General features: G+C 69.2%; 15 protein-coding genes. 9 read left to right on the top strand and 6 right to left on the bottom strand.

Features of this window, described 5'->3' with window-relative positions; all coding sequences use genetic code 11:
- The first annotated feature begins 19 nt into the window (after positions 1-19).
- The 4 genes from ilvN to JMJ55_RS18340 all read left to right on the top strand — a co-directional run bounded on the left by ilvN (position 20) and on the right by JMJ55_RS18340 (position 3,580).
- Positions 20-544, top strand: coding sequence for an acetolactate synthase small subunit (gene ilvN, locus JMJ55_RS18355; RefSeq protein WP_202827048.1), 525 nt, complete (start codon positions 20-22; stop codon positions 542-544).
- A 36-nt stretch (positions 545-580) separates the two neighbouring features.
- Positions 581-1,597, top strand: a complete 1,017-nt coding sequence (ilvC, locus tag JMJ55_RS18350) for a ketol-acid reductoisomerase (RefSeq protein ID WP_202827047.1) — start codon at positions 581-583, stop codon at positions 1,595-1,597.
- Between the two features lie 72 nt (positions 1,598-1,669).
- A complete protein-coding gene (gene puuE, locus JMJ55_RS18345; protein ID WP_202827046.1) occupies positions 1,670-2,575 on the top strand; it encodes an allantoinase PuuE in 906 nt (301 codons plus the stop codon).
- A gap of 21 nt (positions 2,576-2,596) precedes the next feature.
- Positions 2,597-3,580 carry a tripartite tricarboxylate transporter substrate-binding protein gene (locus tag JMJ55_RS18340; protein ID WP_202827045.1) on the top strand — a complete coding sequence of 328 codons (984 nt, stop codon included), beginning with the start codon at positions 2,597-2,599 and terminating at the stop codon, positions 3,578-3,580.
- Here the strand turns inward: JMJ55_RS18340 and JMJ55_RS18335 are convergent.
- Together JMJ55_RS18335 and JMJ55_RS18330 are read right to left on the bottom strand one after the other, a co-directional pair.
- Positions 3,577-3,855 carry a cupin domain-containing protein gene (locus JMJ55_RS18335; protein WP_202827044.1) on the bottom strand — a complete coding sequence of 93 codons (279 nt, stop codon included), beginning with the start codon at positions 3,853-3,855 and terminating at the stop codon, positions 3,577-3,579. The two genes, JMJ55_RS18340 and JMJ55_RS18335, sit on opposite strands and share 4 nt — an antisense overlap.
- A gap of 11 nt (positions 3,856-3,866) precedes the next feature.
- Complete coding sequence (locus JMJ55_RS18330) at positions 3,867-4,835, bottom strand: hydroxyacid dehydrogenase (protein WP_202827043.1); 969 nt, start codon at positions 4,833-4,835, stop codon at positions 3,867-3,869.
- Between the two features lie 282 nt (positions 4,836-5,117).
- Between JMJ55_RS18330 and JMJ55_RS18325 the strand changes: the two genes are divergently transcribed.
- Positions 5,118-6,695, top strand: a complete 1,578-nt coding sequence (locus tag JMJ55_RS18325) for a 2-isopropylmalate synthase (protein WP_202827042.1) — start codon at positions 5,118-5,120, stop codon at positions 6,693-6,695.
- 36 nt (positions 6,696-6,731) lie between these two features.
- Here the strand turns inward: JMJ55_RS18325 and JMJ55_RS18320 are convergent, their stop codons facing one another.
- From JMJ55_RS18320 to JMJ55_RS18310, 3 genes are all read right to left on the bottom strand, one after another.
- Positions 6,732-6,932 (bottom strand): NepR family anti-sigma factor, encoded by a 201-nt coding sequence (locus tag JMJ55_RS18320; RefSeq protein ID WP_202827200.1) that lies wholly within the window; start codon positions 6,930-6,932, stop codon positions 6,732-6,734.
- A gap of 72 nt (positions 6,933-7,004) precedes the next feature.
- A complete protein-coding gene (locus tag JMJ55_RS18315; protein WP_202827199.1) occupies positions 7,005-7,610 on the bottom strand; it encodes a sigma-70 family RNA polymerase sigma factor in 606 nt (201 codons plus the stop codon).
- A 78-nt stretch (positions 7,611-7,688) separates the two neighbouring features.
- Complete coding sequence (locus tag JMJ55_RS18310) at positions 7,689-8,201, bottom strand: sigma-70 family RNA polymerase sigma factor (RefSeq protein ID WP_328702696.1); 513 nt, start codon at positions 8,199-8,201, stop codon at positions 7,689-7,691.
- Positions 8,202-8,270: 69 nt separating this feature from the next.
- Between JMJ55_RS18310 and JMJ55_RS18305 the strand changes: the two genes are divergently transcribed.
- The 4 genes from JMJ55_RS18305 to JMJ55_RS18290 all read left to right on the top strand — a co-directional run bounded on the left by JMJ55_RS18305 (position 8,271) and on the right by JMJ55_RS18290 (position 11,749).
- Entirely contained in the window at positions 8,271-9,017 is a 747-nt protein-coding gene (locus JMJ55_RS18305) for a response regulator (protein WP_202827041.1), read from the top strand.
- Between the two features lie 82 nt (positions 9,018-9,099).
- Positions 9,100-9,264, top strand: a complete 165-nt coding sequence (locus JMJ55_RS18300; RefSeq protein WP_202827040.1) for a DUF1328 domain-containing protein — start codon at positions 9,100-9,102, stop codon at positions 9,262-9,264.
- Positions 9,261-9,905 carry a hypothetical protein gene (locus tag JMJ55_RS18295; protein WP_202827039.1) on the top strand — a complete coding sequence of 215 codons (645 nt, stop codon included), beginning with the start codon at positions 9,261-9,263 and terminating at the stop codon, positions 9,903-9,905. Before JMJ55_RS18300 ends, JMJ55_RS18295 begins: the two co-directional genes overlap by 4 nt.
- Positions 9,905-11,749 carry an ABC transporter ATP-binding protein/permease gene (locus JMJ55_RS18290; protein WP_202827038.1) on the top strand — a complete coding sequence of 615 codons (1,845 nt, stop codon included), beginning with the start codon at positions 9,905-9,907 and terminating at the stop codon, positions 11,747-11,749. Before JMJ55_RS18295 ends, JMJ55_RS18290 begins: the two co-directional genes overlap by 1 nt.
- A gap of 100 nt (positions 11,750-11,849) precedes the next feature.
- On the opposite strand, the gene JMJ55_RS18285 is transcribed toward JMJ55_RS18290, so the two are convergent.
- Positions 11,850-12,092 carry a hypothetical protein gene (locus tag JMJ55_RS18285; protein ID WP_202827037.1) on the bottom strand — a complete coding sequence of 81 codons (243 nt, stop codon included), beginning with the start codon at positions 12,090-12,092 and terminating at the stop codon, positions 11,850-11,852.
- Between the last annotated feature and the right edge of the window lie 59 nt (positions 12,093-12,151).

Here is a 12,151-nt window from a genome sequence, read left to right as displayed (position 1 = left end):
TCCTGCCTTTGGCTGACCGATGCCTGATCCGTCCGAGACCACGCTCCGCAACGCGACCATCGCCGTGCTCGTCGAGAACGAGGCCGGTATCCTGGCGCGCGTCGTCGGCCTCTTCTCCGGCCGCGGCTACAATATCGAAAGCCTGACCGTCGCGCCGGTCGATGCGGATCGGCGCCTGTCGCGCATCACCATCGTCACCAGCGGCACCGACATGGTGATCGAGCAGATCAAGGCGCAGCTCGACCGGCTGGTGCCGGTGCACAAGGTGAGCGACCTGACGCTCGAAGGCCCGCATCTCGCGCGCGAGCTGGCGCTGATCAAGGTGGTCGGCAGGGGCGAGGCGCGGATGGAGGCGCTGCGGCTGGCGGATGCCTTCCGTGCCCGCGTGGTGGATGCGACCATCGAGAGCTTCGTCTTCGAGATGACGGGGGCGGGCGAGAAGCTCGATGCCTTCATCGCGCTGATGCGGCCGATCGGCCTCGCCGAGGTGTCGCGCACCGGCGTCGTCGCCATCGCGCGTGGCCCGGGCGGCTTCGAGGCCTGACATTTTCCGAGTTTTGCAGTGAGGAGGAGCGCGATCATGCGCGTGTATTACGACCGCGATGCGGATGTGAACCTGATCAAGGCCAAGCGGGTCGCGATCATCGGCTTCGGCAGCCAGGGCCATGCGCATGCGATGAACCTGCGCGACAGCGGCGTCGCCGATGTGGCGATCGGCGTGCGCCAGGGCGGCTCCTGGAAGAAGGCCGAGGGCGCCGGCTTCAAGGTTATGAGCCCCGCCGATGCGGCGAAGTGGGCCGATGTCGTCATGGTGCTGACGCCGGACGAGCTGCAGGGCGACCTCTACCGCGAGGCGCTCGGGCCGAACATGAAGGAAGGTGCGGCGCTGGCCTTCGCGCATGGCCTGAACGTCCACTTCAACCTGCTCGACCCGCGCCCCGACCTCGACGTCTTCATGATCGCGCCGAAGGGCCCGGGCCACACCGTGCGCTCCGAGTACCAGCGTGGCGGCGGCGTGCCCTGCCTCGTGGCGCTCGCGCAGAACCCCTCGGGCAACGGGCTTGAGATCGCGCTCTCCTATGCCTCGGCGATCGGCGGCGGCCGCGCCGGCGTCATCGAGACGACCTTCAAGGAGGAGTGCGAGACCGACCTCTTCGGCGAGCAGACCGTGCTCTGCGGCGGCCTGGTCGAGCTGATCAAGGCCGGCTTCGAGACGCTGGTCGAGGCGGGCTACGCCCCCGAGATGGCCTATTTCGAGTGCCTGCACGAGGTGAAGCTGATCGTCGACCTCATCTATGAGGGCGGCATCGCCAACATGAACTACTCGATCTCCAACACCGCCGAGTATGGCGAATACGTCACCGGCCCGCGCATCATCACGCCGGAAACCAAGGCGGAGATGAAGCGGGTTCTGACCGATATCCAGACCGGCAAGTTCGCCCGCGACTGGATGCTGGAGAACCGGGTGAACCAGGCCAGCTTCAAGGCCACCCGCCGCCGCCTGGCCGAGCACCCGATCGAGGAAGTGGGCGAGAAGCTCCGCGGCATGATGCCCTGGATCAAGAAGAACGCCCTGGTCGACAAGGCGAAGAACTAAGCAAGCCAGGGTCCGGCCTTCGCGGCCGGAACGGGATTGCGGGGCGAGGGGCGGCCGGGCCACACTTCCGGTATGATCCTCGCCCCCGAGACAGAGCATCCCCGTGACTTCCACGGCTATGGCCCCAACCCGCCGGACCCCCGCTGGCCCGGCGGCGCCCGCCTCGCCCTCTCCTTCGTCCTGAATTACGAGGAAGGGGCGGAGAACACCGTCCTCAACGGCGATACCGGCAGCGAGCTCTATCTGCATGAGGTCCCGGGCGGCACGCCGCGGCCGGAGCGCGACCTTTCGACCGAGAGCCAGTTCGACTACGGCGCCCGCGCCGGGCTCTGGCGCATCCTCCGCCTCTTCCGCGAACGCAGTCTGCCGCTGACCATCTATGCCGTCGGCCGGGCGCTGGAACTGCATCCGGAAGCCGGGCAGGCCTTCGCCGAGGCAGGACATGAGGTCGCCAGCCATGGCTGGCGCTGGATCGACTATCGCCGCGTGCCGGAACATGTGGAACGCGAGCATATCGCTCGCTGTGTCGAGGTGATCGAGCGCACCACCGGCAGCAAGCCGGTCGGCTGGTATACTGGCCGCATCAGCCTCCGCACCCGCCGCCTCGTCGCCGAGCATGGCGGCTTCCTCTATGACAGCGACAGCTATGCCGACGACCTGCCCTATTATGTGCGGGCGGCGGGGAAGCCACTGCTCGTCGTCCCCTACACGCTCGACAATAACGACATGAAATTCGCGGTGCCGCCCGGCTTCACCGCCGGCGACGGCTTCACCCAGCACCTGACCGACAGCTTCGACATGCTGCGGCGGGAGGGTGGGCGGATGATGTCGGTCGGGCTGCATTGCCGCTTGGCTGGCCGCCCCGGCCGCGCCGCGGCGCTGGAACGCTTCCTCGACCATGCGGCGCGGCACCCCGATGTCTGGGTCTGCCGCCGCGCCGAGATCGCCCGCCACTGGCTGGCGCAATACCCGCCATAAAGACAGCACAGGGGAAACGCCATGACGCTTCATCGCCGCACCGCCCTTGGCCTCGGCCTTTCGGCCCTGACCGCGCCTGCGCTCGCCCAGCCGGCGCGCGCCACCGCCCGTGTCGTGGTCGGCTTTCCGGCCGGCGGCAGCGCCGACACCACCGCACGGCTGATCGCCGAGCGGCTGCGCGGGACCTATGCGCAGAATGTCATCGTGGACAACCGCGTCGGCGCCGCGGGGCGGTTGGCGGTGGAGGCGGTGAAGGCCGCCGAGCCGGACGGCAACACCATCCTGCTGACGGCCGCGAGCATGCTGGTGATCTTCCCGCATCTCTACCGTCCGACGACGCTGCGCTACGACCCCTTCGCCGATCTGCTGCCGGTGACGCCGGCCGGGGAATTCCCCTTCGGCATGGGCGTCGGGCCGATGGCGAACAGCCTCGGCACGCTCGCCGCTTTCAAGGAATGGGGCGCCGGCAAGACCGACATCCCCTACAGCAGCGCCGCCGCCGGCAGCATGCTGCATTTCCTCGGCGTGCAGGTGGCGAAGGCCACCAACCTCTCCATGACGCATATCCCCTATCGCGGCAGCGCGCCGGCGATCCAGGACCTGATCGGCGGCCGCCTGGCGGCCAGCTACCACCCGATGGTCGATCTCGCCCCGCATGCGGCGACGCCGGGCGGGCCGGTGCGGCTGGCTGGCGTCTCCTCGGAGCAGCGGCTGCCGCGCTTCCCGGATGTGCCGACCTTCGCCGAACAGGGCTATCCGCAGCTGACCGGCAGCGAATGGTTCGGCCTTTTCCTGCCCGCCCGGACGCCGGCCGCGGTGCAGGAATCGCTGAACCGCATCGCCGTCGAGGCGATCGGCACGCCGGATTACCGCGACGCCATCGCCCGGCTGGAGATGCGGCCCTATCCGCTCTCCATCGCCGACTTCACCCGTCGCTTCCGGGCCGACTACGACAAATGGGCCCCGATCATCGCCGAGAGCGGCTTCCGGCCGGAAGAAACCTAACCCACCCTGTGCCGCCGCCCGGCGAGGTAGTCCGCCCCCTCCGGCCCCGCCGCCTCGGCATGGCGGTGCCCGGCGGGGACGCTGAAGACCTCGCCTGGGCCATGCGTCACCGCATGCCCGTCCATGGTCAGGGTGAAGGCGCCCGCCGTCACCAGCAGCTTGGCATCGAAGGGGTGGGTATGCTCCGGCACCTGTGTGCCGGCGGCAAGGCTGCGGGTCAGGGTCTCGTCGAATCCCTCGGCCCGCAGGATGGCGGCGAAATCCCTGGCGTCCATGCGCGTGTTCCCTACCGGGCGATCTCGCCATTCACCATGAAGGCGGGGTCGCGCTTGCCGTCCAGCACGTCGAGGATGTTGCGCGCCGCCTGCCGCGCCATCCGCGCCAGGCCCTCCTCCGTGCTCGCCGCATTATGAGGGCTGACGACGACATTGGGCAGCGCGTAGAGCGGGTTGGCGGCGGTGGAGGGCTCTACCTCCAGCACGTCGAGGCCGACGCCCTGCAACCGCCCGGAGCGCAGGGCGGCGACAAGCGCCGCTTCCTCAACCACCGGGCCGCGGGCGGTGTTCACCAGGATCGCGCCCGGCTTCAGCGCCGCGAAGGCCGTCGCATCCATCAGGTGGTGCGTCGCCGGCGAGAGCGGGCAGTGCAGCGTCACCACATCCGCCTCGGCCAGGCCAGTATGCAGATCGCGGATGGGGATGAAGCCGTCGGCGGCGATGCGGGCCGGGTGGAAGCCGGGATCCATCACCATCACCCGCATCTGGAAGGCCCGGCAGTAATTGGCGACGCGGCTGCCGATCCGGCCATAGCCCACCACCAGCACCGACCGGCCGGCGAGATCGACCATCCCCGGCCCGGTCTTCGCCCACCAGCCGCCTTCCTTGACGAGGCGGTCGTTGTCGAGGGCGCGGCGCGCGACGGCCAGCATCAGCATCATCGCATGCTCGGCGACCGAGAGGTCGTTGGCGCCGTTCACCACCATCACCGGAATGTCCCGCTCGGTGCAGGCGGGGATATCGACCGTGTCGAAGCCGACACCGTAGCGGGAGACAACCTTCAGCCGTGGCGCTGCCGCCAGCGCGGCGCGGTCCACCCGTTCCAGCCAGCAAAGCACGGCATCGGCCGAGGAGAGGTTCTGGTGGAATTGCTCGACCGGCGGGTCATGCAGGGCGACGATGTCGAGGTCGCCCCGCTCGGCCAGCACCGCCATGCCGGCAGGGTGCAGGGTGCGGCAGAGCAGGATGCGGTGCGGCATGGTTCGGTTCCTCCCCGGATGTGGCGCGATGGTGAAACCATCCCGGCCGGCCGCCAAGGCCCTTGCCGGCCTCCGGTCGGGCCGTTAGGCTGTGAACAGCATGATCCTGCGCGCTCTCCCTGTCGGCCTGATCAGCGGCTCCGCCGCCGGCCGCGCGCGCCCGCTTCTCGGCCTCCTTCGACTTACCCGCCCCTGGGCGTGACGTTCGGCTGAATGCCGGCTTCGCTCAGGGGAACCTGAGACGGGTAGTGCGCGGGAAACGAGACTAGAGGAATCAGGTCCATGGCCATCAACCATCCCAGCTTCGGCACGCTGGACGACAATCGCATCATCTTCTTCGACACCACGCTGCGCGACGGCGAGCAGTCGCCCGGCTTCTCGATGAACCTCGAGGAGAAGCTGCGCATGGCGGAGGCGCTGGCCGAGCTCGGCGTCGATGTCATCGAGGCGGGCTTCGCCATCGCTTCGCCGGGCGACTTCGAGAGCGTGCAATCGATCGCGCGGAAATTCGCCAAGGATGGGCCGGTGGTCGCCAGCCTCGGCCGCGCCAACCCGGCCGATATCCTGCGCAGCGCCGAGGCGCTGAAGCCGGCGGCGCGCAAGCGCATTCATATCGTGCTGGCGACCTCCGAGCTGCATATGCGCGTCAAGCTGCGCATGACGCCGGAAGAGGTGCTGGACCTGACCACCAGCAGCGTCGCCCTTGGCCGCCAGCACAGCGACGATGTCGAGTGGTCGGCGGAGGATGGCAGCCGCTCGGACCCCGACTTCCTCTGCCGTTGCGTCGAGGCGGCGATCAAGGCCGGGGCGACGACGATCAACATCCCCGACACGGTCGGCTATTCGATGCCGGAGGACATGGCGCGGATCTTCCGCGACCTGCGCAACCGGGTGCCGGGGATCGAGAAGGTCATCCTCTCCGCGCATAACCACAACGACCTCGGCATGGCTGTCGCCAATACCATCGCCGCGATCCAGGCCGGCGTGCGGCAGATCGAGAGCACGATCAACGGCATCGGCGAACGCGCCGGCAATGCCTCGCTGGAAGAGGTGGCGATGGCGCTGCGCACGCGCCGCGATGCGCTGCCCTACAGCAACAACATCGTCAGCCAGAAGCTGCTGAAGACCAGCAAGCTGCTGGCGACCATCACTGGCTTCGACGTGCAGCCGAACAAGGCGATCGTCGGCCGCAACGCCTTCGCGCATGAGAGCGGCATCCACCAGGACGGCGTGCTGAAGGACGCCTCCACCTACGAGATCATGACGCCGGAGAGCGTCGGCTGGACCAAGAACAGCCTGGTGCTCGGCAAGCATTCCGGCCGGGCCGCCTTCCGCGACAAGCTGGCGGCGCTCGGCTACACGGTCGGCGACAACCAGCTGAACGACGCCTTCCGCCGTTTCAAGGACCTCGCCGACCGCAAGAAGGTCGTCTACGACGAGGATGTCGTGGCCCTCGTCGATGACGAAGTGGTGCGTGGCAACGACCGGGTGAAGCTGCTGGCCCTGACGGTCGCCACCGGCCTCGGCACCAAGCCGATGGCCACCCTGGCGCTGGAAGTGGATGGCGAGCACCACGACGGCATGGCGAGCGGCGATGGCGCGGTGGACGCGACCTTCAACGCCATCCGCAACGCCTTCCCGCATGACGTCGCGCTGAAGCTCTATGCCGTGCAGAGCGTGACCGGCGGGACGGATGCCCAGGCGCGCGTCACCGTTCGGATGGAGGAGGCGGGCAAGCTGGTCGATGGCCAGGGCGCCGATACCGACACCATCGTGGCCTCGGCCCGCGCCTATGTGCATGCGCTGAACAAGCTGCTGGTGAAGCGGGAACGCACCGCGCCGGCCGCGCTCACGGCCTGATATGCGTTCGGCCCCGGCATCCGCCGGGGCCGTCCCCTACTTCTTCTCGGAGGTCCTATCCTCCTCGATCAGCCGGAGCAGATCCTCCGGGATCGGTTCGCGAGCAACCGTGTCGTAGAGCTGGTGCAGCCCGCGCCGCAGCCAGACATCGAAGGCTTGATCCACCTCCTTGCCCTCCTGTTCGCTGCCGGGCTTTGCCGGGTCGGTCTCGCCGCGTTTCCTGTCGTTCTTGCCCATCATCCCGGTCGCCAAGGACGGGCTGGCGGGCTGCCGTTCCAACAGCGCCGCCTCACTCCGCGTCATGTCACACTAGACCGCAGAGCGGGTTTCGCCAATGGCAACCGTATCGGAACGGTTGCTGCGCCGGGCTGCCTCACGCAGTTCGGCGGTCGCGGGCTCCTCGCCCATCAGCCAAGCCTGGAGTTGGCGGCGGGCCCGGAAGACGCGGCTCTTCGCGGTGCCGACGGCGCAGCCGGTGGCCTGGGCGACCTCCTCATAGGACAGGCCCTGCAGCACCACCATGAACAGCGCCTCGCGCTGGTCGGAAGGCAGGCGGCCAAGCGCGCGGCTCAGCTCCTTCAGCACCAGCCGGTCCTCGTGGGCGCCGCTGACGGCAAAGGCGGACATCGGCAGATCCTCGATATCCGTGGTCTCGCGCTGCTTGCGGAGCGTGGAGATGAAGCGGTTGCGCAGGATGCGATGCATCCAGGCGGCGAAATTGGTGCCCGGGGTGAAGCTGTCCTTGGCCGCCAGGGCATTGGCGACTGCATCCTGGACGAGATCCTCGGCGGCGGCCCGGTTACGCGTCAGCGCCAGGGCCTGCACCCGCAGCTTCGGCAGCAGGGCGACCAGCTGGGCATGGAATTCGGCGGCGGTGCTCACCGCATGGGTCGGCGTCGTGGTGGTCTCGGTCATGCCGTCCATTGGTCCGGGTCCTCTCGATCGTCTGTGGAGAGGTGATCGGCAGGGGGCAAGGGATGCATCACGCACGCGTCAGAGGGTCACAGGAACGGGAGCTTCCTTTTCCAGCGCCTCCGCCAGCAACCGCCTTGCGCGGGAGACGCGAGCCTTCATGGTGCCCACCGGCACGGCGCAGATCTCCGCCGCTTCCTGATGCGAGAGCCCCTGCGCGCCGACCAGGATCACCGCTTCGCGCAGCAGCGGCGGCAACGCGCCGAGCGCCCGCGTCAGGTCGCGCATGCGACCCGGCACTTCTTGCTCCGCCGGCGTCTCCGGATCCGGCGCCGCTTCGGCCAGGCGTTGCTCGCGCCGGCGCGAGCGGAGCTGCTCGTGGAAGGTGTTGCGCACCACGGCGAGGCACCAGGCCCGCAGGTCCACGCCCTCGGACCGGCCATCCAGCGAGCGCAGCGTCCGCAGCACCGCCTCCTGCACCAGATCGTCCGCTTCCGCACGAGAGCCGGCGAGGTAGCGGGCGAAAGCCCGCAACTCCGGCAACAATTGCGCGAGCGCGGTGCGCAGCGCGCGATCCATGGCTTGTTCGGTCACGTCATGCTCAATATCAACCGCGCAGGAATGCGGCGAGGATGTCCATCGCGTGCGCAGGATGACAACGGCATGAGCGCGATCGACCGTGCGGAATTGGTCAAGGCACTGCCCTATGCAAGGCGCTACGCCCGCGCCCTGACCGGGACGCAGGCCCGTGGCGATGCCATGGTGGCCGATGCGCTGCGGCAGGTGATGGCACGGGAGATGCCGCCGGCCAGCTCGGCGCGCAGCATACTTTATGGTGCGGTCGGCGATGCGGTGTTGGCCGCCGAAACGACGCCGGCGCCCGATCCCGCCGGTCTCAGCCTGCGCCAGCGCATGCTGCTGCTGCTGACCGCGCTGGAGGAGCAGCCGCTGACCGATGCCGCCTCCGCCTGCCGCATCCCGCCCGCGCTGGCCGAGCAGGAGCTGCGCGCGGCCCGCGAGGGCATCCGCACCGGCGTCACCGCCCGCGTTCTCATCATCGAGGACGAGCCGATCATCGCCCTCGACATCCAGGAGTTGGTGGAGCGCTGCGGCCATAGCGTCGTCGGCATTGCCGCGACCGAGACCGAAGCGGTGGAGCTGGCCCGCGCCGAGCGGCCCGGCCTCGTGCTCGCCGACATCAATCTCGGCGCCGGCGGCGATGGCGCCAGCGCGGTGGCACGCATCCTGCGCGACCTGACCGCGCCGGTGATCTTCGTCACCGCCTATCCCGAGCGGCTCCTGACCGGCGAGGCGGTGGAGCCCGCCTTCGTCATCACCAAGCCTTTCGACCCGACCACTCTGGCGGTTGCGACCTACCAGGCCGTCACGCGCGGCGTCCGCCCGGTTTAGTCAACCGCACAGCTCGTTCCGCTGTGCAACCGCTCGCAGGGGGCAGCGTTCACCCGAAACAACCCCTGCGGAGACCGCCTCGATGCTCTACTGGACGCTCGTCTTCCTCGTCATCGCCCTGGTCGCCGGCCTGTTCGGTTTCGGCGGCATCGCCTCCGCTTCGGCTGGCATCGCCAAGATCCTTTTCGCCATCTTCATCGTGCTGTTCCTCGTCTCCCTGATCTTCGGCGTCGTCCGCGGCGCATGAGGCTCTCCCGGCGCGGGGCGGCGCTGGCCCTGCTGGCCCTCGCCGCGCCGGGACAGGGGCGGGCGGCAGCGGAGACGGAGCTGGGCTTCGACCCAACCCAGCTTCCCTCCTTCACCGGCACGGTGGAGCGCTACCTGCCCAACCCCCGGGGCGAGACGGATGCGCTGCTGTTCCGCGAGGGGCCGCAGATCGTCTTCCCGCCCGATATCGCGCCGGCGGTGCGCGCCGTGGCGCCAGCCGGGCAATCCATCGTGGTCTGGGGCATCCGCGCCCGCAGCGCCCCGGTCATCACCATGCTGGCCTATGCACCCAACGGGGATGCGAAGCCGGTGGTGGTGGATCGCTTCTACTGGCGCCTGACCGGCCGCCAGCCGGCCGAGGGCGCCGGCCCGCTCAGCGTCTCCGGCACCATCCGCCAACCCTATTACACCCCGCAGGGCGAGGTCGCCGGCGCCATCCTGGAAGATGGCTCGGTCGTGCTGGTGCCGACCGGCCGGGCCGATTCGGTGCGTGACATGTTGAAGGCCGGCCAGGCGCTGGCCGCCCAGGGCCATGGGAGGGAGGGACCCGAAGGCCGCGCCCTGCTGGCCGAACAGCTCGGCACCGCCCCCGACGCCCTCCGGCCACTGCCCGCGCGCTAATGGCCACGCCGGAGCCACAGGAGGACGGTGCCCCGACGGGGATCATCGCCGGCTTCCGCCGCCTCACCGCCGAGTATTTCAACGGCGAGGAACGCCGCCGCGCCCGGATGCTGGCCGCCGGGGTGCTGGTCCTGACGCTGCTGCAGATCGCCATCCAGGTGCGCTTCAACATCTGGAACCGGGATTTCTTCAACGCCCTCGAGAATCGCGACCGCGGGGCTTTCTTCGGCCAGATGGGGCTGTTCCTCGGCCTGACCGTGGCCAGCATGGCGACCGCGGTGTTCCAGCTCTATGTCCGGCAGATGCTCCAGCTGCATTGGCGGGAATGGCTGGTGCACCGCTTGCAGCATCGCTGGCTGGAAGGCGGGCGGCATTACCGCATGGGCTTCCTGCCTGGCGCGGCCGACAACCCGGACCAGCGCATCAGCGAGAATACCCGCTGGGCCACCGCCATCGCGGTGGATATGGCGGTCGGGCTGGTCAGCTCGGTGCTGATGCTGGTCTCCTTCGTCGGCATCCTCTGGACGCTCTCGGGCCCGCTGCATGTCGCCCTCGCCGGGCGGGAATTCGACATCCCCGGCTACATGGTCTTCGCGGCGCTGCTCTATGCCGGCATCGGCTCGGCGCTGACCTGGTTCATCGGCCGGCCCATGGTCGCCGCCAATATCCGCCGCAACGAGGCCGAGAGCGACCATCGCTTCGCCCTGGTCCGGCTGCGCGAAAGCAGCGAGGGCATCGCCCTCATCCGCGGCGAGGCGGATGAGGAGCGCGGCCTGCGCCGTGCCTTTGCCGAGGTCGCCGGGGCGATGCTCGACCTGATGCGCAGCGAGCGGCGGCTGATGTGGCTGACCTCGGCCTATGGGATGCTGCTGACCGTCTTTCCGGTGCTGGTGGCGAGCCCGCGGTATTTCGCAGGCGCCATCACCCTTGGCGTGTTGATGCAGATCTCCTCCGCCTTCGGGCAGGTCACCACCAGCCTCAACTGGTTCGTCGATAATTTCCCCCGCCTTGCCGATTGGCGCAGCCATGTGGCGCGGGTGGTGGAGCTGGAGGAGACGCTGGACGGCGCCGATGTCGAGGAAGCCGACACCGTCATCGCCATCGCCGAGGGCCCTGGCCCCGATGGACGGGAAGTGCTGGCCTTCCGCGACCTGCAGATTGCCCAGGCCGATGGCAGCGTGGTGATCGGCGAGGCCAATGCCGAGATCCAGCCCGGTGAGCGGGTGCTGATCCTGGGCGAGAGCGGCACGGGCAAATCCACCCTGTTCCGCGCCATCGCCGGGCTCTGGCCCTGGGGCAGCGGCGAGATCCGCATTCCCGAGCGAAGCCATATGATGTTCATGCCGCAGCGGCCCTACCTGCCGCTCGGCACGCTGGAGGCCGCGGTGACCTATCCGGTCGCGCCCGGCGAGTTCGACCGCGCGGCGGTGGAGGCGGCGCTTGCCCGCTGCGAGCTGGAGGCGCTGGTGCCGCGGCTGGAGGAGGAGGACCGCTGGGACCGCATTCTCTCCCTCGGCGAGCAGCAGCGGCTGGCCTTCGCCCGGGTGCTGCTGCACCGGCCGGCCTGGGTCTTCATGGATGAGGCGACGGCGGCGCTGGACGAGGCGAACCAGGACAGCATGATGCGGCTCTTTACCGAGGAGCTGGCCGGCACCGCCCTGGTCTCGATCGGTCACCGGCCGGGTCTCGACGCCTATCACGACCGGACGTTGACGCTGAAGCGCGGGGAGGGGGGTGCCCGCCTTGTCGGCCGTCGGCGGCGGGCGAAGCCGCAGAAGGAGAGGTCGTCCCGCAATATCCTGATCGGGAAGGGCAGGCTCAGGCGGCTATTGAAGGGCGGATAAGTCTTTGAGCCAAGGCCAACGGACGACCCGCCTGGCCTTGGCTCAAAAGCCCCTGAGGATCGGAAGGATGGAGAGGGGAGCCGAGGCCCCCCTCAACCCCTTACCGCCAAGCCGGCCGGCCCAGATTGACGTCGCGCCCGCTGGTCAGCGCGCCGCCCGCGGCGCCGACGCCGCCACCGACCAGCGCGCCCGTGCCGACGCTGCCGCCGGTCAGCGCCGCCACGCCCGCGCCGGCACCGGCGCCGAGCAGGCCGCCCGAGACCGCGCGGTCGCCGGTCCGATAGCCGCAGGCACCGAGTCCGAGGGCCGCGACGGCCAAAAGAACGAGGCTTGTCTTACGCATCAGCGTCTCTCCCGTGTTGCCGATGCCACAACGTTCGCCCTTCTGCGGCGGTTGCGCCG

The sequence above is a fragment of the Belnapia mucosa genome (assembly GCF_016775475.1).
Lineage (GTDB): Bacteria > Pseudomonadota > Alphaproteobacteria > Acetobacterales > Acetobacteraceae > Belnapia > Belnapia mucosa.
This window is presented reverse-complemented; position numbering and strand designations above follow the sequence as displayed.